We start from the raw sequence: 22,558 nt of genomic DNA, 5'->3' as shown, positions 1-22,558 counted from the left end.
ACCCATCCGTACCTTCGGATCCGTAAGACAGCGGGTCAACGGGTGGACGGCAGTGGAGGCGGTTGAGATGGCGCACGGCGATGTACTCGAATTCGAAGAGTACGTACGCACCCGGCAGGACGCCCTGCTGCGCAGTGCCCGGCGCCTCGTCCCGGACCCGACCGACGCGCAGGACCTCCTGCAGACCGCGCTGGTGCGCACCTACGGCCGCTGGGACGGCATCGCGGACAAGTCCCTGGCCGACGCCTACCTCCGCCGGGTCATGATCAACACCCGCACCGAGTGGTGGCGCGCCCGCAAGCTCGAAGAGGTCCCCACCGAGCAGCTGCCCGACGCCTCCGTCGAGGACGGCTCCGACCAGCGCGCCGACCGCGCGCTGCTGATGGACATCCTCAAGGTGCTCGCCCCCAAGCAGCGCAGCGTGGTCGTCCTGCGACACTGGGAGCAGATGAGCACCGAGGAGACCGCCGCCGCGCTCGGGATGTCTGCGGGTACGGTGAAGAGCACGCTGCATCGCGCGCTGGCCCGTCTCCGGCAGGAACTGGAGAGCCGAGACCTGGACATGCGCGCGCTGGAACGCGGTGACCACACCATCCGGTACGAGGGGCGTGAGCGGTGCGCGGCCTGAACGGCCAAAACAGGGGTTCGACGGGCTTGCCCGGCAGTTCTCTGGTCCTGATGTCGGCGGGGGCGATCGTCCTCGTCGGCACTGCCGTGTTCGCGGTCGGCTGCTCCACCGGGGGCACCGGTCTGCGTGACGGCGGCCCCGCCCGCAGCGAGGCCGTGGCCAAGGCCGGCACGGCGGCTCCCGCCGCGTCCACCTCGCCCAACGAGCCCGGGGCCTCCTCCGTCTCCCCCGACGTCCACGACCCCTCTTCGCCGTCCGTCGCCCCGTTCGGCCAGGCCCTGAAGAAGGTCGACCCCGTCAAGCTCCTGATGGCGGACCCCAAGGTCAGCGCCGCGGTCAAGCGGGACCTCAAGCCCTGCTCGGGCAACGAGTACCCGGTGGACGTGAGCTACGGGAAGGTCACCGGGGGCCCGGTCGCCGACCTCGTCGTCAACGTCCTGTCCTGCGCCGACGCGCTCGGCCGCGGCTCGTACGTGTACCGCCAGGACGGCGGGAAGTACGAGAATGTGTTCTCGGACGAGCAGCCACCCCTGTACGCGGAGATCGACCGGGGCGACCTGGTGGTCACCAAGCAGGTCTACGCGAAGAGCGACGCGCTCGCGTATCCGTCGGGGGAGGACGTGATCACGTACCACTGGAACGGGGAGAAGTTCACCGAGCAGGACCGGGTCCACTCGGAGTACAGCAACGTGGTCGACGGCGGGGCCCAGCCGGCCCCGGCCCTGACCCAGAAGAACTGAGGCGAGGCTTCCGCATGGCCGAGACCCATGTCCTGTTCGTCGAGGACGACGACGTCATCCGCGAGGCGACGACCCTGGCGCTGGAGCGCGACGGATTCGTGGTCACCGCCATGCCCGACGGGCTGTCCGGTCTGGAGTCCTTCCGGGCCGACCGGCCCGACATCGCCCTGCTCGACGTGATGGTCCCGGGCATGGACGGCGTGAGCCTGTGCCGCCGCATCCGGGACGAGTCCACCGTCCCCGTGATCATGCTCTCGGCGCGGGCCGACTCCATCGACGTGGTGCTGGGCCTGGAGGCGGGCGCCGACGACTACGTCACCAAGCCCTTCGACGGTTCCGTGCTCGTCGCCCGCATCCGCGCCGTGCTGCGCCGCTTCGGACACGCCGGCGGCCCGCAGAACGGCGGCTCGGGCTCCGACGGCGACGGCCCCGACGGGGAGCGCGGGGTCCTGTCCTTCGGTGACCTGGAGGTCGACACCGAAGGCATGGAGGTACGGAAGGCGGGCGCGCCGGTGGCCCTGACGCCGACCGAGATGCGACTGCTGCTGGAGTTCTCCTCCGCACCGGGCACCGTACTGTCGCGCGACCGCCTGCTGGAGCGGGTCTGGGACTACGACTGGGGCGGCGACACCCGCGTCGTCGACGTCCACGTGCAGCGGCTGCGCACCAAGATCGGGCAGGACCGGATCGAAACGGTCCGGGGCTTCGGATACAAGCTGAAGGCTTGAGTCGCCCCCTCCCGGCCTCCTCCCCGGCCCGGGCCGGGACTCCCCCCATGAGAAGACAGGCATGAGACGGTTCACCCTCCGGACGGGGATCCGCTGGAAGATCACCCTCGCCATCGCGGCCGTCGGCGCGCTCACCGCCGTCGCACTGAGCCTCGTGGTGCACAGCGCTGCCCGGGTCTCGATGCTGGAGAGCGCCCGTGAGGTGCAGCTGGACCGCGTGCAGTTCATCTCCCGCAACACCGACTCGGGCCGTCGGCCCATGATGGGCGCCAAGGTCAACGACCCGGAGCTGCCGGCGCAGTTGCGCGAGAAGGCCCGGTCGGGGCGGCGCGGCACCTTCGTGCAGGAGAACCCGCACGGGCTGCCGGAGGTGTGGGCCGCCGTACCGCTCGGGAACGGGCAGGTGCTGTCGCTGCACACGCAGTTCCGGGAGAGCGCCAACATGGTGCGCGACCTGGACCGGGCCCTGGTCATCGGCTCCCTCGCCGTGGTCATCGGCGGCTCGGCGCTCGGCGTGCTCATCGGCGGGCAGATCTCGCGCCGGCTGCGCAAGGCCGCGGCGGCCGCGCAGCGGGTGGCGCACGGGGACCCCGAAGTACGCGTACGGGACGCGGTCGGAGGCGTCGTACGCGACGAGACCGACGACCTCGCGCGGGCCGTCGACGCCATGGCCGACGCGCTCCAGCAGCGGCTGGAAGCGGAACGGCGGGTCACCGCGGACATCGCGCACGAGCTGCGCACCCCGGTGACGGGGCTGCTCACGGCAGCGGAACTGCTGCCCCCGGGGCGGCCGACCGAGCTGGTGCGGGACCGGGCGCAGGCGCTGCGCGCGCTCGTCGAGGACGTACTGGAAGTGGCCCGACTGGACAGCGCGTCCGAGCGGGCCGAGCTGCAGGACGTGGCGCTGGGCGAGTTCGTGAGCCGACGGGTGAAGGCACTGATGCCGGAGGCCTCGGTACGGGTGGTCGCGGACGAGATCGTCAGCACCGACCCGCGGCGGCTGGAGCGGATCCTGGGGAACCTGCTGGCGAACGCCGCGCGGTACGGGCAGCCGCCGATCCAGGTCGACGTGGAGGGGCGGGTGGTACGGGTCCGCGACCACGGGCCCGGCTTCCCCGAGGCCCTGCTGCGCGAGGGCCCGAGCCGCTTCCGTACGGGGTCCACGGACCGGGCGGGCGTCGGCCACGGTCTCGGGCTGACCATCGCGGAGGGCCAGGCGCGGGTCCTGGGCGCGAGGCTGACGTTCCGCAACGTGGCGGCGCCGGCGGCGTTGGCCGGCGGAGCCGGCGGGGCTGCGGGGGCGGTGGCGGTCCTGTGGCTCCCGGAACACGCCCCGACGGCCACGGGCAGCTTCCCGGTGATCCAGGTCCCGTAACCCCCACGGCGCTCCGCGCCGCGCCTCAAACGCCGGCGGGGCTGGATTTCGCCCCTGCCGTCCGCCGGCTGCGGCATTCCGCGGAGGCACCATCCAGCCTCGCCGGCCTTCGAGGCGGGTGACCTTTCCAGCCCCGCCGGCGTTTGAGGCGCGGGGTCTGGGGCGGAGCCCCAGGACGGGTCCGGGCAGAGCCCGGGGAACGGTGGAAGGGCGGGTAGGGGAGCAGCTCCGCGCAGCGGCATCCCTGCCGAGGGCGGGCCGCAGGGGGGCCGTCGGGGCCGGGCGCGCGCCGGGGGGGTGACGGAGGGCCCGGTGTCCCCGGGCCTACGTCCGTACGGGCCGGTGACTTAGCATCCCAGGCATGACCGACGGCACGAATCCTCCCAGCAATCCGCAGCCCGAGCCCACCCCGGGAAGCGGCGGCTTCGGACCCGCGCAGGGCGGCTACGGATTCCCGCCCGCCCAGCCCGGCGGTTACGGGTTCCCGCCCGCACAGCCCGGCCCGCCGATACCCGGCGGCTACGGCTACCCGAACCAGCAGCCGCCGCAGCCCGAACCGGCGGCCTTCGTCCCCGCCCCGCAGCCCGACTGGGAGGCGATGGCCGACCGCTCCGAGGCGCAGCGCTCCCGCCGCAGGATGCTGTTCGTCTCGCTCGGCGTCGTGGGCGCTCTGCTGGCGGGCGGCGCCGGTTGGTACTTCTTCGCGAGTCGGAAGGACTCCCCGGACAACGACAAGCCGCCGGTCGCCTCGGGCTCCCCCAGCCCCTCGCAGAGCGCCGCCGAGGAGAACTCGGCCACGGTGCCGAACGAGCCGACGCAGCTGCGTGACCGCGCGAACAACGGCACGCCGGTGCAACTGGCGATGAACCCGGGCGTCGAACTGGTCAAGATGGAGAACCGCAACGAGCTGCGCCTCAAGGGCGGTGCCGAATCGTTCGCCCAGGGCAACGAGCAGGCCGTGGACGTCACCAAGAGCTTCACCGTGACCACGCGCGTCTACAGCGTGACGGAGACGGGCACCCGCATGGCCATCAGCCAGGGGGACGGCGTCTCGTACTCCTTCGAGCTCGGCTTCGAAGTCGTGAGCGGCAAGAAGTCCTGGGTGTTCCGGGTGCAGACCGGTGAGAAGGGCGCGGCCTCCACCGCCCAGCAGGTGGTCGTGGAGGCGCCCGAGGCGCTGAAGAAGTGGACCCAGCTGACCGGCACGTACGACGCCGAGAAGAAGACGATCGCCCTGTACGTGAACGACAAGGCCGCGGGCCAGGCCCAGATCTCGGGGATCTGGGCGGGCCCGGGTCCGGTGCAGCTGGGCCGGACCCGGCACCACGGGATCTGGAGCGGTTCGTTCGTCGGCTCGATGGACCGCATCCGGATCTGGGACAAGGCCCTGGCCCCCGAGCAGGTGGCGGTGCTGGATTCCGGCAACCTGAACAAGCTCGGGAAGCCGAAGCACGCCTGGCTGATCTAGACGGTGACGCCGGCCTTGCGCAGGAAGGCGACCGGGTTGACGGCCGAGCCATAGTTCGGCGTGGTGCGGATCTCGAAGTGCAGGTGCGGGCCGCTGGAGTTGCCGGTGTTGCCGGACAGGGCTATCTGCTGGCCCTTGGCGACCTTCTGGCCGATCTTGACCTGGATCTTCGAGAGGTGCGCGTACTGCGAGTACGTGCTGTTGCCGTGCTTGATCACGATGGCGTTGCCGTAGGCCGGGCCGTCGCCGCCGCCGTTGGGGCCGGCCTTGACGACGGTGCCCGCCGCGGCGGCGTCGACCGGGGTGCCGGACGGGACGGCGAAGTCCTGGCCGGAGTGCTTGTGGGCCCACATGCCGCCGGCCTGGGCGAAGGTCGCGGACAGCGTGTACTTGGCGACGGGCTTCTCCCACGCGGCCTTGCCGGTCTGCGTCGTGTCGGCGAACGCGGCGGTCGTCCCGGCTCCCAGGGCCAGCACGGCGCCGAGAGCGGTGGCGGTGACGGCGGTACGGGTACGACGGGTGTTGACGCGCTTCGCGAACATGAACAGACCTCCGGGGCCGGGGACAAGGGCGGTGTCATGCCCGTCAGAGGCATGAAGTGACCCGGCACGATGAAGCGCATGCCGGGTTGGCCTCACCTTGGTAACCCGAGCTCCCGGACTTTCCCAAACACCCCTTTTACTACCTGATGTCGTAGGAGGGGTCGGGCTCTGCGGCCTGTTGACTCGGCTCCCACCTGGGACGAAGGGCTCCGGCCGACGTTCATTGGATCTACGAATACGACTAGTACGTCCGATTTGCCCTGTGCGGCTTGTCACCGGCGGGGGACCTTCGGCGGGCCGGTTCGGGACCATCGGCGGGCAACCGAAAGGGGCGGCCCCGGAACCGTTCGGTTCCGGGGCCGCCCCTGGTCACTGCTCTCGCGTTACGCGCCCTTCGACAGGTCCGGGCCGGAGCCCGTGGCCTCGATCGGGGGGAGGTCCGGCAGGGCCGACTTCTCCTCGCCGCGGAAGGTGAACTTGGCTTCCTCGCCGTCACCCTCCTTGCCGACGACCACGATGTGACCGGGGCGCAGCTCGCCGAAGAGGATCTTCTCCGACAGCACGTCCTCGATCTCGCGCTGGATCGTCCGGCGCAGCGGACGGGCACCCAGGATCGGGTCGTAGCCGCGCTTGGCGAGCAGGAGCTTGGCGTCGCCGCTCAGCTCGATGCCCATGTCGCGGTCCTTGAGGCGCTCGTCGACCTTGGCGATCATCAGGTCGACGATCTGGATGATGTCTTCCTCGGTGAGCTGGTGGAAGACGACCGTGTCGTCGACACGGTTCAGGAACTCGGGCCGGAAGTGCTGCTTGAGCTCTTCGTTGACCTTCGCCTTCATCCGCTCGTAGCCGGTCTTGGTGTCGCCCTGGGCCGCGAAGCCCAGGTTGAAGCCCTTCGAGATGTCCCGGGTACCCAGGTTGGTCGTCATGATGATGACCGTGTTCTTGAAGTCCACGACCCGGCCCTGGGAGTCGGTCAGGCGACCGTCCTCCAGGATCTGGAGAAGGGAATTGAAGATATCCGGGTGGGCCTTCTCGACCTCGTCGAAGAGGACGACGGAGAACGGCTTGCGGCGCACCTTCTCGGTGAGCTGGCCGCCCTCTTCGTAGCCCACGTAACCGGGGGGCGAACCGAAGAGACGGGAAACCGTGTGCTTCTCGCTGAACTCCGACATGTCGAGGGAGATCAGCGCGTCCTCGTCGCCGAAGAGGAATTCGGCGAGCGTCTTGGAGAGCTCGGTCTTACCGACACCGGACGGGCCGGCGAAGATGAACGAGCCACCCGGGCGCTTCGGGTCCTTCAGACCCGCACGGGTACGGCGGATGGCCTGGGAGAGCGCCTTGATGGCGTCCTTCTGGCCGATGACGCGGCGGTGGAGCTCGTCTTCCATGCGGAGCAGTCGCGAGGACTCCTCCTCGGTGAGCTTGAAGACGGGAATGCCGGTCGCGGTCGCGAGGACCTCGGCGATGAGCTCGCCGTCGACCTCGGCGACGACGTCCATGTCGCCGGCCTTCCATTCCTTCTCGCGCTTGGTCTTCGCCGCCAGCAGCTGCTTCTCCTTGTCACGGAGAGAAGCCGCCTTCTCGAAGTCCTGGGAGTCGATGGCCGACTCCTTGTCCCGGCGGACGGCCGCGATCTTCTCGTCGAACTCGCGGAGGTCCGGCGGCGCGGTCATCCGACGGATGCGCATCCGGGAGCCGGCCTCGTCGATCAGGTCGATCGCCTTGTCCGGGAGGAAGCGGTCCGAGATGTACCGGTCGGCCAGCGTCGCCGCCTGGACGAGGGCCTCGTCCGTGATGGAGACGCGGTGGTGGGCCTCGTAGCGGTCGCGCAGGCCCTTGAGGATCTCGATCGTGTGGGGGAGGGAAGGCTCCGCCACCTGGATCGGCTGGAAGCGGCGCTCGAGGGCCGCGTCCTTCTCGAGGTGCTTGCGGTACTCGTCGAGCGTCGTGGCACCGATGGTCTGGAGCTCACCACGGGCCAGCATGGGCTTGAGGATGCTGGCGGCGTCGATCGCGCCCTCGGCGGCACCCGCACCCACGAGGGTGTGGAGCTCGTCGATGAACAGGATGATGTCGCCGCGGGTGCGGATCTCCTTGAGCACCTTCTTCAGGCGCTCTTCGAAGTCACCGCGGTAGCGGGAACCGGCGACCAGGGCACCCAGGTCGAGCGTGTAGAGGTGCTTGTCCTTGAGCGTCTCGGGGACCTCGCCCTTGACGATCGCCTGGGCCAGGCCCTCGACGACGGCGGTCTTGCCGACGCCGGGCTCGCCGATGAGGACCGGGTTGTTCTTGGTCCGGCGGGACAGCACCTGCATGACCCGCTCGATCTCCTTCTCGCGCCCGATGACCGGGTCGAGCTTGGATTCGCGGGCAGCCTGGGTGAGGTTGCGGCCGAACTGGTCGAGGACCAGCGAGGTCGAGGGCGTGCCCTCGGCCGGGCCGCCGGCCGTGGCCGACTCCTTGCCGCCCCCGGTGTAACCGGAGAGCAGCTGGATGACCTGCTGCCGGACTCGGTTGAGATCGGCGCCCAGCTTCACGAGGACCTGGGCGGCGACGCCCTCGCCCTCGCGGATCAGGCCGAGCAGGATGTGCTCGGTGCCGATGTAGTTGTGGCCGAGCTGGAGGGCCTCGCGGAGCGACAGCTCCAGGACCTTCTTCGCCCGCGGGGTGAAGGGGATGTGGCCGGACGGGGCCTGCTGGCCCTGACCGATGATCTCCTCGACCTGCTGGCGAACAGCCTCGAGCGAAATCCCGAGGCTCTCCAGGGCCTTAGCGGCGACACCCTCACCCTCGTGGATCAGACCCAGAAGGATGTGCTCGGTGCCGATGTAGTTGTGGTTGAGCATCCGGGCTTCTTCCTGAGCCAGGACGACAACCCGCCGCGCGCGGTCGGTGAACCTCTCGAACATCGTTTATCGCTCCTCAGAGCGGTCGGGCAGTTCGGGGTCGGTCCCCGCCCTGTCCTTCCGCATGCTAGTCCCGCGGGGCGGGACAGCTCATTCCAACTGCCGACATCCGTCCACGGCTCACCCCCACGTCGGTGAGGAAAACCGGCTGTTAGAGCCGACTACTGCTCCAACTCGATGGTGCGAGACGATGTTCCCGCAGGCCAGGCAGATACCCGTCATGCGTGTACGCCGATGGCGAACGGAAGCCGTTCAAATCAGCGTGTCGCCCCGATCCACTAGGAATGTCTTACCCGTAAGGACTGACACTCCATGCCAGTGGCACCGGTTCCCTCAGCTAAGGGCGAACAAGCTTCCGTCCCGAATGCGGGACTCCGGCCGCGCGGATGTTTACGTTCCGCATCACGATGAGTGCGGTGCGTCACCACGACCGTAACCCAGGGCCGTTTCCGGAGTTGCTCCGGACATGGCCGCAACCTGCCCCGGACTCCGTCCGGCGGGAACCCTTCCGCACGACGTCGCGTCGACCCCGCGGCCCGTCGCCCGGGCCGTCCCCGGGCCTCGGACGCCGCCCGGGGAGGAGACGTGCGCGGACTGGTACGAGCGGGTGCTCGGGTGGACCGTCCTGGGCCCGGCGCCCGGTCGGCTCGCCACGGGGACCCGGTTCGACGTCCTGGAGCTGCCGTCCGACGCGGGAGCGGCGCTGCTGCGCAGGCCGGTCCCCACGGGTCCGGTCGCGCTGGTGGGGCGCCGGATGCACTTCCTGGTGGCCGTGGGCGGCGCGGAGGAGCTGGACGGGCTGCTCGACTGGCTGGAGTGGGGCGGGGTCGCCCTGGACCTCGTGGCCCTGGGCGCGGGTGGCCTGATCACCGCCCCGGCTCCCCCGGGGACGTCCCTCGGGAAAAGCCCTCGGGGGGCCGCCGTGTGGCTGCGACCCCCCGAGCAGGGGTGTGAGGCACTGCTGCCGGCCCTGCCCGGTCCTGGGCGGGCCACCGGGCCCGCTCCCGGGCCCGATCTCGTACGTCTGGTGGCGGCGGCGGCGACGGAATGCCACCGGGCGCGCCTTGGGCGGCGTACGACCCTACGGGAAACCGCGGGTCAGCGGTTCTCGTAGGCCTCCTTGATGTCGGCCGGGACGCGGCCGCGGTCGTTGACGTTCAGCCCCTGGGCCTTGGCCCAGGCGCGGATCTCGGCGGTGTCCGTGCCGGCCGTCGCGGCGGCGCGGGCCTTGGAACCACGGGCCGCGGTGGCCCGACCACCGGTACGGCGGCCGCCCTTGGTGTACGGGTCGAGCAGGCCGCGGAGCTTTTCAGCGTTGGCGGTGGTGAGGTCGATCTCGTAGGTCTTGCCATCCAGAGCGAACGTCACAGTCTCGTCCGCCTCGCCACCGTCGAGGTCGTCGACAAGAAGGACCTGAACCTTCTGTGCCACCGGGATTTCCTTTCATCGAAAAGCAGTACGCGGAAAGGAAACCGCTTTTGCCTGGAAAACACAAACCCCCGGGGAGAGGTTCAGGACCGCAACGAGGCGGGAAACGTGCGCGATTCGGACATAGGCCACAGGCGGGCGACGCACGGGAAAAACCACGGTGATCGATCAGAGGTGCAGAAGCATCCGACTGTTGCCCAAGGTGTTCGGCTTCACTCGTTCGAGACCCAGGAACTCGGCGACACCCTCGTCATAGGAACGAAGCAGCTCCATGTAGACATCCGTCTCGACCGGCGTCTCGCCGATCTCGACGAACCCGTGCTTGCGGAAGAAGTCCACTTCGAAGGTCAGGCAGAAAACCCGGCTCACGCCGACGTCGCGGGCCGTGCGCAACAACTGCTCCAGTACGCGATGGCCGACGCCGGCGCCCTTCAACTCGCGGTCGACGGCGAGAGTGCGCACTTCGGCGAGGTCTTCCCACATCACGTGGAGAGCGCCGCAGCCGACCACCTGAGCGTCCGAGACGCGTTCCGCGACCCAGAACTCCTGGATGTCCTCGTAAAGGACGACCGGCGCTTTGTCGAGCAGGATCCTCTGCTGCACGTACTGGTCGAGCAGGCGGCGCACCGCGCGGACATCACCGGTGCGGGCACGGCGGATCGTCACTGTTTCTGCGGGCGCGGCGGATGCGGCGGAAAACTCTCCCATGCGACGGGACGCTATCGTCCCGGCTCCTCCGGCCGCTCGCCGGAGTCCCCTTCGGCTTCGGGTGCGGCGGGGGCCGTCTCGTCGTCGTGCTGGACGATGCGCACGGCGTCACGGAGGGCTTCGCGCTGTTCCGCCGACATCATGCCGAAGAAGGCCACGAGCGCGGCGGCCGGGTTGTCGCTCGTCGACCACGCTTCGTTCATCAGTGCGGCCGAGTAGGCGGCGCGGGTGGAGACCGCCGTATATCGATAGGCGCGGCCTTCGGCTTCCCGGCGGACCCAGCCCTTCTGATGAAGATTGTCCATAACGGTCATGACCGTGGTGTAGGCGATGGACCGTTCCTGCTGGAGGTCTTCCAGTACTTCCCGAACGGTGACCGGGCGGTTCCACTGCCACACCCGCGTCATGACGGCGTCTTCGAGTTCTCCCAAGGGGCGAGGCACAACAGCACGATAGTGCGGGTTGTGTGGAATTGCCCGACCATTCGGGGAGCAACGCGCAAGAAAATCGGGCGTACGGCGGGTCGTGCCGCACGCCCGTCGCCCGGACAGGCCCTAGGGCCTGTCGTCAAACTCCCGTCTGCCCCGCGACGCCTGGCACGCGCTCTCGCCGCACCGGGCGAAAGCCAAGTACGTCCAGTACGCGGGCTTCCGCCCGGCGCACCGACAGCACGCACCAGACGCCGCGCGGCCGCCCTCCGGGCGACGACAGGAGTTTGACGACAGGCCCTAGTTCTGCTGCCGAGCGGCCTCGGCCCGGGAGATCACGGCGTCGACCGCCGCGTCCTCCTTGGCCTTGTTCGCGCCGCCCTGTGACTTCACGATCGTCCTGACGAGGGCGATGAAGAACGCGGCCATCACGACGGGGGGCACGAGCGCGGAGACGTAGTCCATGCCGACAGCGTAGCCAGTGCCGCCGGGCTAACCGACGGCGCGGTCTGCCGCCGGGGGCGGCGGGGTGGGCTTGCGGCGGGGCGGGAAGACCTCGCCGGGCGTCGGGATCGGCTTCTCGGGCCGCTGGGGCTCCTTCGGCCGGGGTTCGGGCGACGGCCGCCGGTCCTGGCCCCCGGCCAGCGCCAGCAGTCGCGTACGGGGCGCGGGGGCCGTCGAGAGCCTTCGCCGTACGGAACGCTCCGCGATGCCCTGGGCCCGGTCCAGCAGTGCGGCGGCGCGCGGGTTCGCGCGCAGGGCCCGCAGGGCGGCGAGGTCGTCGGGTACGGGCTCGTAGCCGCCCGCCAGGGCGTCCTGGAGCAGTTCCAGGTAGCCGGGGAGGCTGCCGGGCAGAGCGCCCCGGTAGCGGGCGAGGTCCTCCAGGAGGAACGCTCTGAGCCGGCACGCCTCCTGGACCGCGTCGTCCACCGACTGCGCCAGGCGCAGGCAGTCCTGGACCTCCGGGGCCGTGAGGGGGGCCGTGGAGGACTGGAGGGCGTGGGCGAGCGAGCGCCTGAGCACGAGCAGTTCGGCAGCGCTGAACGCCATGCCGCCGCGGGATCCGTAGGGCGTGGGCATGGGGCGAAGATACGCGCTAATCGGACAAAATCCCCTCAGGGCGAGGGGTGCGGCGCGGCGGTTCCCCTATCCGGATTCCTTGACCGCCCGCAGGAAATCGGCCCACGCGGCCTGCGTCGTGGCGAGCACGAGGTGGGCCGGATCTGCCCGGTCCGCGACGCGGACGAGGGAGCCGGGAGTGGCGGAGACGTAGACGCAGGCGTCTCCTTCGCCGCAGAACGAGGACTTCTGCCAGGCGCTTGGCGCGGGCTGGACGGTCATGGTGTCTCCTCCGGTCCCAGGAATTCCCATCGGAGGGACGGTAACCCCGTGGCCGGAGTTCGCCGGTCGTTTTCGCTGAATTCGGTGATTCGCGTGCCGGTTCCGGTACGGGGGGGAGCCAGGAGTGGGGGCCGGGGTGCCGCTGCGCGGAGCCGTCCCCGCCCCGCCCTTTCTCCGTTTCCCGGGGCTCCGCCTCCGGACCCCGCGCCTCGAACGCCGGAGGGGCTGGAAGGCCGCCCCCGGCCCCCCTACAGCCTCGCCGTGAAGTCCGCGACCGCGTCCGTCACGTCCGCCGCGGTCCAGGACAGGCCCTGGCCCGTGACCGTCACCTCGGTCACGGACACACCCGGCACGACCGTCGGAGACCACCGGCGGAACAGGGCCCGGCCCGTCTCCTCCGCCGTGCGCAGCCCCGTGTCCGTCAGGTGCGCCGCCTCGAAGGGCAGGCAGACCTGGAACTGGTGGGTGTGCGGGACCTCCGGGTGGACCCGGGACCAGGCGATGCCCGAGGCGGCGAGCGCCGCGCGCAGGGCGTCGGCGACCAGGCGGGCGTGGTCGACGTACGCCGGCAGCCGGGGCAGCTCGCGCTCCAGGCCCGCCAGGGCCGACAGGGCGGCGGGGAACTGGCGGAAGACGCGGCCGCCGTAGCGGTGGCGCCAGACCCTGGTCTCCTCGACGAAGTCGGCCGTGCCCGCCAGGCAGGCCCCGCTGATCCCGCCGAGGGACTTGTAGAAGGACACGTACACGGAGTCCGCCAGCGCGGCGATCTCGGGGAGCGGGCGGCCGAAGTGGACCGTGGTCTCCCAGAGCCGGGCCCCGTCGAAGTGGACCGCCGCCTCCCGCTCACGGGCGGCCTCCACCACCGCTTCCAGTTCCTCCCAGGTGGGCAGGAGGAAGCCCGCGTCGCGCAGGGGCAGCTCCAGCATGAGCGTGCCGAAGGGCTCGGGGAGGGAGGCGACCTCGGCGGCCGTGGGCGGGCGGGGCTCGGCCGTCGGGTGGACCACGCGCAGGCCGGAGACGACCGACAGCGCCTCCTCCTCCCACCGCTCCGGGTGGCTCATCGGGTGCAGGGCGACGGCCGGGTTCCCGGTGCGGCCCGCCCAGCAGCGCAGGGCGATCTGCTGGGCCATGGTGCCGGAGGGGAAGAACGCCGCGTCCTCGGTGCCGAGCAGCTCCGCGACCCGGCGTTCCAGGGAGGCGACCACCCCGTCGCCGTAGACGTCGGCCGGTTCGTCCGGGTCGTGGGGGGCCTCCGTCAGCCGCGCCAGCAGCTCGCCCAGGGTGGCCTCGCCCGGGCCGCGGGCCAGGGTGTGCTCCGCGGCGCGCCAGGCGGCCACCAGCCGGCGCTCGTACGCCGTTTCCTCGCTCTGATCGGTCATGGCCCCGATCATCGCCGACCGGGCGGCGGGTCCCCCGGGGGCCGGTGCCGGGCGGCGTGAGGCGGTGAAGCTTTCCGGTCAGGGCACTAGCATGGCGGCGTATCGTCCGGTACCCCCCGCGGACTGGAACGGAAGGCCCTCCCCGCGTGAATCCATCACAGCAGCCGCGCCCCGCACGGCTCGCCGTCGGCGTCGTCGGAGCCGGCCGGGTCGGCCCCGCGCTGGCCCGTGCGCTCCAGCAGGCCGGGCACCGGCCCGTCGCGGTGTCCGGAGTCTCCGACGCGTCCGTGCGCCGGGCCGCCCGGATGCTGCCCGACGTGCCGCTCGTAGCGCCCGCGCAGGTGCTGGAGTCGGCCGACCTGGTCCTGCTCACCGTGCCCGACGACGCGCTGCCGGGCCTCGTGCAGGGGCTGGCGGAGACCGGCGCGGTCCGGCCCGGGCAGCTCCTGGTGCACACCTCCGGCCGGTACGGGACCTCCGTGCTCGACCCGGCCCGCCGGGCGGGGGCGCTGCCCTTGGCCCTGCACCCCGCGATGACCTTCACCGGCACCGAGGTCGACGTGCAGCGCCTGGCCGGCTGCTCCTTCGGCGTCACCGCCCCCGAGGAGCTGCGGCTCGCGGCCGAGGCGCTGGTCATCGAGATGGGCGGGGAGCCCGAGTGGATCGCGGAGGAGAACCGTCCGCTCTACCACGCGGCCCTGGCCCTGGGGGCGAACCACCTGGTCACCCTGGTCGCCCAGTCGATGGAGCTGTTGGCCAAGGCCGGGGTCGAGCACCCCGACCGGATGCTCGGCCCGCTGCTCGGCGCGGCCCTGGACAACGCCCTGCGTTCCGGTGACGCCGCCCTGACCGGGCCGGTCGCCCGCGGTGACGCCGGTACGGTCGCCGCGCACGTCTCGGAGCTGCGCAGGCACGCCCCGGGCACGGTCGCCGGGTACCTGGCGATGGCCCGTACGACCGCGGACCGGGCCCTCGCGCACGGTCTGCTGAAGCCCGAACTCGCCGAGGACCTGCTCGGCGTGCTCGCCGACGCCGAGCCGGAAGGGGACAGCGCCTCATGAGCGAACTGCTGCTCGACACCGCCGAGGAGCTGCGGAAGCTCCCGCGGAACGGCCGCCGGGCCGTGGTGATGACCATGGGCGCCCTGCACGAGGGACACGCCACCCTGATCCGCTCGGCGCGCGAGCTGGCCGGGCCGCAGGGGCAGGTCGTCGTCACCGTCTTCGTCAATCCCCTGCAGTTCGGGGCGAACGAGGACCTGGACCGCTACCCCCGCACCCTCGACGCCGACCTCGCCATCGCCGAAGAGGCGGGCGCCGACGCGGTGTTCGCGCCGGCCGTCGACGAGGTGTACCCGGGTGGCGACCCGCAGGTGCGGATCAGCGCCGGTCCGATGGGCGGGCGCCTCGAAGGGAGCACCCGTCCGGGGCACTTCGACGGGATGCTGACCGTCGTCGCCAAGCTGCTCCACCTGACCGCCCCGGACCTGGCGCTCTTCGGCCAGAAGGACGCGCAGCAACTGGCGCTGATCCGGCGGATGGTGACGGACCTGAACTTCCCCGTGGAGGTGGTCGGCGTGCCGACCGTCCGCGAGGAGGACGGGCTCGCGCTGTCGTCCCGCAACCGCTACCTCTCCCCCGTCGAGCGGCACACCGCCCTGGCCCTGTCGCGCGCCCTGTTCGCGGGGCAGGACCGGCTCGCGGCGCAGGCGGCGCTGCGGGCCCGCGCCGAGGCCGCCCCGGCCAGCGACGAGCGGGCCACGGCCCTGGCCCGACTGGGCGAGATCCGCGCCTCCGCCGACGCGCACGCCGTCTCGGCGGCGGGCGGCGGGCTGCCGGACGCGGTACGGGCCGCCGCGCGGCACGTGCTGGAGGAGGCGGGCCGTCACGAGCCTCCCCTCGTACTGGACTACCTGGCCCTGGTGGATCCGCGGGACTTCACCGACGTCGGGCCCGAGTTCACCGGGCAGGCCGTGCTGGCCGTCGCGGCGAAGGTGGGCGCGACCAGGCTGATCGACAACATTCCATTGGAGTTCGGAGCACACACGTGAGCACCCCAGGCAGAGCCGTCCCGTCGGGCGGCGCAGGAGCGGGCGCGGAAGCGGGCACCGGCGCCGGCGCCGGCACCGGCATACGGCTGCACGCGCCGGCCCCCGGCTGGGCCGTCGACGCGGACGTCGTGGTCGTCGGTTCGGGCGTCGCGGGGCTGACGGCGGCGCTGCGCTGCGCCGCCGCGGGCCGCCGTACGGTCGTGGTCACCAAGGCCCGGCTCGACGACGGGTCCACCCGCTGGGCCCAGGGCGGCATCGCCGCGGCCCTCGGCGAGGGCGACACCCCTGAGCAGCACCTCGACGACACGCTGGTCGCGGGCGCGGGCCTGTGCGACGAGGACGCCGTACGGCTGCTCGTCACCGAGGGCCCCGGCGCGGTGCGCCGGCTGATCGAGACGGGCGCCGTCTTCGACACGTCGGCTCAGACCGGGGAGATAGAGCTGACCCGGGAGGGCGGCCACCACCGGCGCCGGATCGCGCACGCGGGCGGCGACGCCACCGGCGCGGAGATCTCCCGGGCGCTCGTCGAGGCCGTGCACGCCGCGGGCATAGAGACCGTGGAGAACGCGCTCGTACTGGACCTGCTCCAGGACGCGGAGGGCCGGACGGCCGGGGTGACCCTGCACGTCATGGGCGAGGGCCAGCACGACGGCGTCGGCGCCGTCCACGCGCCGGCCGTGATCCTCGCGACCGGCGGCATGGGCCAGGTGTTCTCCGCGACCACCAACCCGTCGGTGTCCACGGGTGACGGCGTGGCGCTCGCCCTGCGGGCCGGCGCCGAGGTCTCCGACCTGGAGTTCGTGCAGTTCCACCCGACGGTGCTGTTCCTCGGCCCCGACGTCGAGGGCCAACAGCCCCTCGTGTCGGAGGCGGTCCGTGGCGAGGGCGCGTACCTCGTCGACGCGGACGGTGTCCGCTTCATGGTGGGACAGCACGAGCTGGCCGAGCTGGCCCCCCGCGACATCGTCGCCAAGGGCATCACGCGCCGCATGCTGGAGCAGGGCGCCCTGCACATGTACCTGGACGCGCGGCACTTCGGCGCCGAGATGTGGGAGCAGCGCTTCCCCACCATCCTGGCCGCCTGCCGTTCGCACGGCATCGACCCGGTGACCGAGCCGATCCCGGTCGCGCCCGCCGCGCACTACGCGTCCGGCGGCGTCCGGACGGACCTGCACGGCCGGACCACGGTCCCCGGCCTGTACGCCTGCGGCGAGGTCGCCTGCACGGGCGTGCACGGGGCGAACCGGCTGGCCTCCAACTCCCTGCTGGAGGGGCTGGTCTTCGCCGAGCGCATCGCCGAGGACATCGTCCGCGGCGCGCCCTCGGGCAGCGGCCCGGGCGTCCCGGTCCCCGCGACCGGTCCGCTGCAGCCCGCCGGGGCCCGGTACGAGATCCAGCGGATCATGACGGAGGGCGCGGGCGTGCTGCGCTCCGCCGAGTCGCTGCGGGCGGCGGCCGAGTCCCTCGAAGCGCTGTACGCGACCGCCCTGGGCGAGCTCGAAGCGCACGGCAAGACCGCCGAGCCGGGTGTGGACACCTGGGAGGCGACGAACCTGCTGTGCGTGGCGCGGGTGCTGGTCGCCGCCGCCGAGCGGCGGGTGGAGACCCGCGGCTGCCACTGGCGCGAGGACCACCCGGACCGCGACGACGCCGACTGGCGCCGCCACCTCGTGGTGCGGCTGTCCCGGGCCGAACGGCGGGCCCTGGTCGTCACCCCCACGGACTCCGCGGACTTCCCGTCCGTGCGCGTCCCCCTGAACACCCTCAACACCGCGGACGTCGCCGATACCGCGAACGCCGCGAACCCCCCGAGCCTGGAGCAGTGACCGTGAGCACCCCCGAACTTCCCCTGATCGACCAGAACGACGGCGGCTGCGGCGACGACTGCGCCTGCGGCGACGGCGAGGAGACCGGCCTGGACCCGGCGCTGGCCCAGCTGCTCGTGGACGCGGGCCTGGACCCGATCGAGGTCGAGGACATCGCGCACATGGCGCTCTCCGAGGACCTCGACGGCGGGGTCGACGTGACCACCGTGGCCACCGTCCCCGAGGACGCCGAGGCCGTCGCCGACTTCGTCGCGCGCGAGAACGGCGTCGTGGCGGGCCTGCGCATCGCCGAGGCCGTGTTCTCCGTGGTCTGCACGGAGGCCTTCGAGGTGGAGCGGCACGCGGAGGACGGCGACTCCGTCGAGGCCGGGCAGCTGCTGCTGTCCGTGCGCTCCCGCACCCGCGACCTGCTGACGGCGGAGCGCAGCGCGCTCAACATCCTGTGCCGCCTGTCCGGCATCGCGACCGCCACCCGCCGCTGGGCGGACGTCCTCGACGGCACGTCGGCGAAGGTCCGCGACACCCGCAAGACCACGCCGGGGCTGCGCGCCCTGGAGAAGTACGCGGTGCGCTGCGGCGGCGGCGTCAACCACCGGATGTCGCTGTCGGACGCGGCGCTGGTGAAGGACAACCACGTGGTGGCGGCCGGCGGCGTCGCGCAGGCCTTCAAGGCCGTACGGGAGGCCTTCCCGGAGGTCCCGATCGAGGTCGAGGTCGACAACCTGGAGCAGATCGGCGAGGTCCTGGAGGCGGGCGCCGACCTGATCCTGCTGGACAACTTCACCGTCGAGCAGACCGAGCGGGCCGTGGCCCTGGTCGCGGGCCGCGCGGTGCTGGAGTCCTCGGGCCGCCTGACGCTGGACACGGCCCGGGCGTACGCCGAGACCGGCGTGGACTACCTGGCGGTCGGCGGGCTGACCCACTCCTCGCCGATCCTGGACATCGGCCTCGACCTGCGCGAGGCGGTGTAACCGATGCTCCTCACCATCGACGTAGGCAACACCCACACGGTCCTGGGCCTGTTCGACGGTGACGAGATCGTCGAGCACTGGCGCATCTCGACCGACCCGCGGCGCACGGCCGACGAGATGGCCGTGCTGATGCAGGGCCTGATGGGCATGCACCCGATGCTCGGCAGCGAGCTGGGCGACGGGATCCACGGCATCGCGATCTGCTCGACGGTGCCGGCGGTCCTGCACGAGCTCCGCGAGGTCACGCGCCGCTACTACGGCGACGTGCCCGCGGTGATCGTGGAGCCCGGCACGAAGACGGGCGTGCCGATCCTGATGGACAACCCGAAGGAGGTCGGCGCGGACCGCATCGTGAACGCGGTCGCGGTCGTCGAGCTGTACGGGGGCCCGGCGATCGTGGTGGACCTCGGTACGGCGACCACGTTCGACGCGGTGTCCGCGAAGGGCGAGTACGTGGGCGGGGTGATCTCCCCGGGCATCGAGATCTCGATGGAGGCGCTCGGCATCCGGGGCGCACAGCTGCGGAAGATCGAACTGGCCCGGCCGCGGAACGTGGTCGGCAAGTCCACGGTCGAGGCGATGCAGTCGGGCGTGGTCTACGGCTTCGCGGGGCAGGTCGACGGGATCGTGACCCGGATGGCCAGGGAACTGGCCGGGCCGTCGGGCAAGCCGGAGGACGTGCGGGTGATCGCGACGGGTGGTCTGGCGCCGATCGTCCTCGGCGAGTCCTCGGTGATCGACGACCACGAACCGTGGCTGACCCTGATCGGCCTCCGCCTGGTGTACGAACGGAACGCGCCGAACTTCGCCTAGGCCTGACGGCGCCTGAACAGTCTGGCCACCGCCGCCCGCCAGGGGTGCCCTGCCGGGCGGCCGTCCAGGACCGCCTGGAACTGCTCGTACGTGCGGGCGGCACGCAGGGTGGCGACGTCGTCGCGGCCGGGCGGGGGCGGCGGGGGGTCACCGTGCTGTGACGCCCGGTAGGTGTCGATGAGGTACTGCTCGATGGCGGTCATCCCTCCACCCTGCGCCTGTCCCTGCCGACCCGCACGACGATTGACGACGCCCGTCAATCGTCCCGCCCGGACCGCTGCGCGAGGCTCCGGCAGCGGCGCCGCACGCGAACCACCCGCCCGGACCCGCCGCGCTGCGGCAGCGGCATCACCCCTCCGGGGAGAATGGGTCGATGAGCGTCACCATCGACATCGCCGGGCTCCCCCAGGGACGGATCTCCTTCTCGCCCTCGCCCCTCGCAGAGCTCTGCATGGCGCTGCACGCGCTCTCCCAGCCCGCCCATCACCCCGCGCTCGCCTCCTGGACGACCGCCACCACCGCCGCGCTCGATCCGGGCCTCGCGGACCGGCTGCTGGAGGCGGACTTCATGTGGCGGAGTTCCTTCTCGGACATCTTCATGCCCTTCGCCGGCGTCCCCGGAGGGAGCGGGCTGCCCGCCGCGACCCTCGCCGAGGAGCTCGACGTACTCGACCGGCTCGACGACGAGCGGTTCGTGCGGGCGGCGCTGGAGCACTGCTGGCTCGCGCTCTACAACGAGGGCGTGCCCTCCCCGCTCACGGACCCCCTGGCCCGCGCCAAGGCCCTGGAGACGGCCGCCGCGCGCGGCCCCCGGCAGCTGGACTTCTCCCTGCGGCTGCTGGACGACCCGGCCGGGGTCCGGGTGTGGATGCGGCGGCTCCTGGAGGACTGCGAGGAGGCCTTCTTCGCCGAGACCTGGCGGCGGATCGAGCCCGGCCAGAGCGCGGACGCCCGGCACAAGACCGAGGTGCTGCGCCACAAGGGGCTGCCGGCCGCGCTGAAGGAGGTCTCCTCGGCGCTGAGCGTGGACGAGGGCCGCACCACCATCACCGCCGACAAGATGGTCAACGGCCAGACCACCGCCACCGATCCGCGAATAGGCACCGGGCTGGTGTTCGTACCGACCAACTTCGGCTGGCCGCATCTGCTCGTGCTGCACGCGCCGGGCTGGCGTCCGGTGGTCCACTATCCGCTCGGCACCCCCGAACCGGTCTCCGCGCCGGGCTCGGTGGAGCTGCTCCAGCGGCGGATGGAGGCCCTCGCCCATCCGATGCGGATGATGCTGTGCCGGAGCCTGGCGCGCGCCCCGTACACGACCAGCGAGTTGGCGGCCGTGTACGGGATCACCGCGCCGGAGGTGTCACGGCACCTTTCCGTCCTGAAGAAGGCCGGTCTGCTGCACACGCGCCGTCAGGGTCGTTACTCCCAGCACCAGTTGGACCTGGCGGCCGTGGCACGGATCGGTTCGGACTTCATCGAGGGGATCCTCCGCTAGCGTCCGCCCGCGAGAGCCCCGGGGGGAAACTGCCTCCGAGTTGCCGCCAAGTCGCCGATATACGGAATTCACAAACCGGAATCAGTGAAAAGTCTGGCCAGAGTGACCCGTTGCTGCTTAACGTGCGTCCACCGCTCCTCCCTGCTCGCACTTATGCCGTGGAAGGACCCTGCATGCCCTCACGCCGTATAGCCGCAGCAACCGCCGCCCTGGCGGCCGCGGCCCTCGTCTCCCCGCTGATGCTCGCCGGTCCGGCCGGTGCCACGAGCCCCGCGAGCGATGCCGCGAGGGGTGACGCACTGGCCAGGAAACTGGTGAAGGACTCGACGGGCAAGGGCGCCTACAACCACCTGAAGGTGCTCCAGTCGATCGCCGACTACAACAACGGGACCCGGGTCGCCGGTTCCAAGGGCCACGAGCAGTCCGCCAAGTACGTCGAGGCCGTGATGAAGGCGGCCGGCTACAAGGTCACTAAGAACGAGTTCGACTTCGTGTACGTCGAGGCCGTCGCCGAGAAGCTCACGGTCAACGGCCCGAACGCGCACGACGTCCCGATCCACCTGATGACGTACACCACGAGCACCCCCGCGGGCGGCATCACCGCCCAGGTCGCCGCCGCCCCGGTCGACGCGGACGGGACGAACGGCTGCGAGCCGGGCGACTTCGCCGCCGGGGCCTTCACCGGGAAGATCGCCCTGATCAAGCGCGGCGGCTGCACCTTCGCGGCGAAACAGGCCAACGCGGCGGCGGCGGGTGCGGTCGGCGCGGTCATATACAACAACACCGACGGCGCGCTGAACGGCACCCTCGGCGACCCGAACGTGGGCAAGGTCCCCACCGGCGGCATCACCAAGGAGGAGGGCGAGAAGCTCGCCGCCGCGGTCGCGGGCGGCCCGGTCGAGATCACGCTCGACATCCGGCAGCTGCGCGAGAACCGCAAGACGTACAACGTCATCGCGGAGACCCAGGGCGGCGACGCGGACAACACCGTGTTCCTCGGCGCGCACCTCGACTCGGTCGCGGCGGGTCCGGGCATCAACGACAACGGTTCCGGTTCGGCCGGCATCCTCCAGGTCGCGCAGCGGCTCGCGAGCAGCCAGAACAAGATCAAGAACAAGGTCAAGTTCGGTTGGTGGTCGGCGGAGGAGTTCGGTCTGCTCGGCTCGGAGGCGTACGTCGACGGGCTGACGGAGGCGCAGAAGAAGCAGATCAAGCTCTACCTGAACTTCGACATGATCGCCTCGCCGAACTCCGCGTACTTCGTCTACGACGGCGACGACTCGGACAAGACCGGCGCGGGCCCCGGCCCGGAGGGCTCCGCCCAGCTGGAGAAGGGGATCACCGACTTCCTCGACTCCAACAACATCCCGCACGAGGGCACGGACTTCTCCGGTCGCTCGGACTACGGCCCGTTCATCGCGGTGGGCATCCCGTCCGGCGGTACGTTCACGGGCGCCGAGGGCATCAAGACGGCCGACCAGGCGGCGAAGTTCGGCGGCACGGCGGGCGTCGCCTACGACGTGAACTACCACGCCAAGGGTGACACCCTCGCCAACATCGACCAGAAGGCGCTCGACATCAACGTCGACGTCATCGCGAACGCGGTCGGCCACTACGCCTTCGACCTGGCGCCCCTGTCGAAGCCGGTCGTCTCCGCGCCGAGCACCGGCACGGGCAGCGGCGGCGGTCTGCACGCGGGCCACGACGACGTCGTGGAGTAGTCGAGAGCGGT

The 22,558-nt window shown here is 71.5% G+C and carries 23 protein-coding genes; 13 read left to right on the top strand and 10 right to left on the bottom strand.

Translation table 11 applies throughout. The features are described 5' to 3' along the window. Positions 1-67 precede the first annotated feature (67 nt). The 5 genes from ACFYZL_RS35275 to ACFYZL_RS35255 all read left to right on the top strand — a co-directional run bounded on the left by ACFYZL_RS35275 (position 68) and on the right by ACFYZL_RS35255 (position 4,939). Positions 68-628 carry a SigE family RNA polymerase sigma factor gene (locus tag ACFYZL_RS35275; RefSeq protein WP_376660303.1) on the top strand — a complete coding sequence of 187 codons (561 nt, stop codon included), beginning with the start codon at positions 68-70 and terminating at the stop codon, positions 626-628. Next, positions 616-1,368, top strand: a complete 753-nt coding sequence (locus tag ACFYZL_RS35270) for a hypothetical protein (protein ID WP_384756085.1) — start codon at positions 616-618, stop codon at positions 1,366-1,368. Before ACFYZL_RS35275 ends, ACFYZL_RS35270 begins: the two co-directional genes overlap by 13 nt. A gap of 14 nt (positions 1,369-1,382) precedes the next feature. Continuing rightward, positions 1,383-2,096 (top strand): two-component system response regulator CseB, encoded by a 714-nt coding sequence (cseB, locus tag ACFYZL_RS35265; RefSeq protein WP_384582197.1) that lies wholly within the window; start codon positions 1,383-1,385, stop codon positions 2,094-2,096. Positions 2,097-2,157: 61 nt separating this feature from the next. Next, on the top strand, positions 2,158-3,471 hold the full coding sequence (gene cseC / locus ACFYZL_RS35260) for a two-component system sensor histidine kinase CseC (RefSeq protein ID WP_384756082.1): 1,314 nt from the start codon (positions 2,158-2,160) through the stop codon (positions 3,469-3,471). A gap of 361 nt (positions 3,472-3,832) precedes the next feature. Continuing rightward, positions 3,833-4,939: a LamG-like jellyroll fold domain-containing protein gene (locus tag ACFYZL_RS35255; RefSeq protein WP_384759289.1), complete on the top strand. Its 1,107-nt coding sequence runs from the start codon at positions 3,833-3,835 to the stop codon at positions 4,937-4,939. Here the strand turns inward: ACFYZL_RS35255 and ACFYZL_RS35250 are convergent. Both ACFYZL_RS35250 and ACFYZL_RS35245 read right to left on the bottom strand, forming a co-directional pair. Then, on the bottom strand, positions 4,936-5,481 hold the full coding sequence (locus tag ACFYZL_RS35250; protein WP_384759286.1) for a M23 family metallopeptidase: 546 nt from the start codon (positions 5,479-5,481) through the stop codon (positions 4,936-4,938). The two genes, ACFYZL_RS35255 and ACFYZL_RS35250, sit on opposite strands and share 4 nt — an antisense overlap. A gap of 383 nt (positions 5,482-5,864) precedes the next feature. Next, on the bottom strand, positions 5,865-8,390 hold the full coding sequence (locus ACFYZL_RS35245) for an ATP-dependent Clp protease ATP-binding subunit (RefSeq protein WP_384751098.1): 2,526 nt from the start codon (positions 8,388-8,390) through the stop codon (positions 5,865-5,867). Positions 8,391-8,853: 463 nt separating this feature from the next. Between ACFYZL_RS35245 and ACFYZL_RS35240 the strand changes: the two genes are divergently transcribed. Next, a complete protein-coding gene (locus tag ACFYZL_RS35240) occupies positions 8,854-9,501 on the top strand; it encodes an SCO3374 family protein (RefSeq protein WP_384751094.1) in 648 nt (215 codons plus the stop codon). On the opposite strand, the gene ACFYZL_RS35235 is transcribed toward ACFYZL_RS35240, so the two are convergent. The 7 genes from ACFYZL_RS35235 to ACFYZL_RS35205 form a co-directional block, all read right to left on the bottom strand. Then, positions 9,486-9,818, bottom strand: a complete 333-nt coding sequence (locus tag ACFYZL_RS35235; RefSeq protein WP_384582209.1) for an Lsr2 family protein — start codon at positions 9,816-9,818, stop codon at positions 9,486-9,488. The two genes, ACFYZL_RS35240 and ACFYZL_RS35235, sit on opposite strands and share 16 nt — an antisense overlap. A 165-nt stretch (positions 9,819-9,983) precedes the next feature. Continuing rightward, entirely contained in the window at positions 9,984-10,523 is a 540-nt protein-coding gene (locus ACFYZL_RS35230; RefSeq protein WP_384751091.1) for an amino-acid N-acetyltransferase, read from the bottom strand. Between the two features lie 11 nt (positions 10,524-10,534). Beyond that, entirely contained in the window at positions 10,535-10,966 is a 432-nt protein-coding gene (locus ACFYZL_RS35225; protein WP_384582212.1) for a BlaI/MecI/CopY family transcriptional regulator, read from the bottom strand. 285 nt (positions 10,967-11,251) lie between these two features. Further along, positions 11,252-11,416 carry a hypothetical protein gene (locus tag ACFYZL_RS35220; RefSeq protein WP_384751087.1) on the bottom strand — a complete coding sequence of 55 codons (165 nt, stop codon included), beginning with the start codon at positions 11,414-11,416 and terminating at the stop codon, positions 11,252-11,254. 27 nt (positions 11,417-11,443) lie between these two features. Beyond that, positions 11,444-12,031, bottom strand: coding sequence for a hypothetical protein (locus ACFYZL_RS35215; protein WP_388684685.1), 588 nt, complete (start codon positions 12,029-12,031; stop codon positions 11,444-11,446). 66 nt (positions 12,032-12,097) lie between these two features. Next, complete coding sequence (locus ACFYZL_RS35210; RefSeq protein ID WP_384751082.1) at positions 12,098-12,292, bottom strand: DUF397 domain-containing protein; 195 nt, start codon at positions 12,290-12,292, stop codon at positions 12,098-12,100. Positions 12,293-12,540: 248 nt separating this feature from the next. Further along, complete coding sequence (locus ACFYZL_RS35205; RefSeq protein WP_388684683.1) at positions 12,541-13,671, bottom strand: threonine aldolase family protein; 1,131 nt, start codon at positions 13,669-13,671, stop codon at positions 12,541-12,543. 146 nt (positions 13,672-13,817) lie between these two features. On the opposite strand from ACFYZL_RS35205, the gene ACFYZL_RS35200 reads away from it, so the two are divergent. From ACFYZL_RS35200 to ACFYZL_RS35180, 5 genes are all read left to right on the top strand, one after another. Continuing rightward, entirely contained in the window at positions 13,818-14,732 is a 915-nt protein-coding gene (locus ACFYZL_RS35200) for a Rossmann-like and DUF2520 domain-containing protein (RefSeq protein WP_384751076.1), read from the top strand. Next, positions 14,729-15,721, top strand: coding sequence for a pantoate--beta-alanine ligase (gene panC, locus ACFYZL_RS35195; protein WP_384751073.1), 993 nt, complete (start codon positions 14,729-14,731; stop codon positions 15,719-15,721). The genes ACFYZL_RS35200 and panC overlap by 4 nt, the downstream gene beginning before the upstream one ends. An 80-nt stretch (positions 15,722-15,801) precedes the next feature. Further along, positions 15,802-17,547: an L-aspartate oxidase gene (locus ACFYZL_RS35190; RefSeq protein ID WP_388684718.1), complete on the top strand. Its 1,746-nt coding sequence runs from the start codon at positions 15,802-15,804 to the stop codon at positions 17,545-17,547. A gap of 2 nt (positions 17,548-17,549) precedes the next feature. Continuing rightward, positions 17,550-18,518: a carboxylating nicotinate-nucleotide diphosphorylase gene (nadC, locus tag ACFYZL_RS35185; RefSeq protein WP_384751071.1), complete on the top strand. Its 969-nt coding sequence runs from the start codon at positions 17,550-17,552 to the stop codon at positions 18,516-18,518. Positions 18,519-18,521: 3 nt separating this feature from the next. Further along, on the top strand, positions 18,522-19,331 hold the full coding sequence (locus tag ACFYZL_RS35180; RefSeq protein ID WP_384751068.1) for a type III pantothenate kinase: 810 nt from the start codon (positions 18,522-18,524) through the stop codon (positions 19,329-19,331). Here ACFYZL_RS35180 and ACFYZL_RS35175 read toward each other — a convergent pair. Further along, on the bottom strand, positions 19,328-19,534 hold the full coding sequence (locus tag ACFYZL_RS35175; protein WP_384751065.1) for a hypothetical protein: 207 nt from the start codon (positions 19,532-19,534) through the stop codon (positions 19,328-19,330). The two genes, ACFYZL_RS35180 and ACFYZL_RS35175, sit on opposite strands and share 4 nt — an antisense overlap. 170 nt (positions 19,535-19,704) lie before the next feature. Between ACFYZL_RS35175 and ACFYZL_RS35170 the strand changes: the two genes are divergently transcribed. Together ACFYZL_RS35170 and ACFYZL_RS35165 are read left to right on the top strand one after the other, a co-directional pair. Further along, a complete protein-coding gene (locus tag ACFYZL_RS35170) occupies positions 19,705-20,826 on the top strand; it encodes a DUF5937 family protein (protein WP_384751063.1) in 1,122 nt (373 codons plus the stop codon). A 173-nt stretch (positions 20,827-20,999) separates the two neighbouring features. Then, positions 21,000-22,547: a M28 family metallopeptidase gene (locus tag ACFYZL_RS35165; protein ID WP_384751060.1), complete on the top strand. Its 1,548-nt coding sequence runs from the start codon at positions 21,000-21,002 to the stop codon at positions 22,545-22,547. The last annotated feature ends 11 nt before the right edge of the window (positions 22,548-22,558 follow it).

Source organism: Streptomyces sp. NPDC001717, assembly GCF_042892775.1.
Classification (GTDB): domain Bacteria; phylum Actinomycetota; class Actinomycetes; order Streptomycetales; family Streptomycetaceae; genus Streptomyces.
Note: the sequence above shows the minus strand (reverse complement) of the source record. Positions and strands in the feature narration are given on the sequence as shown.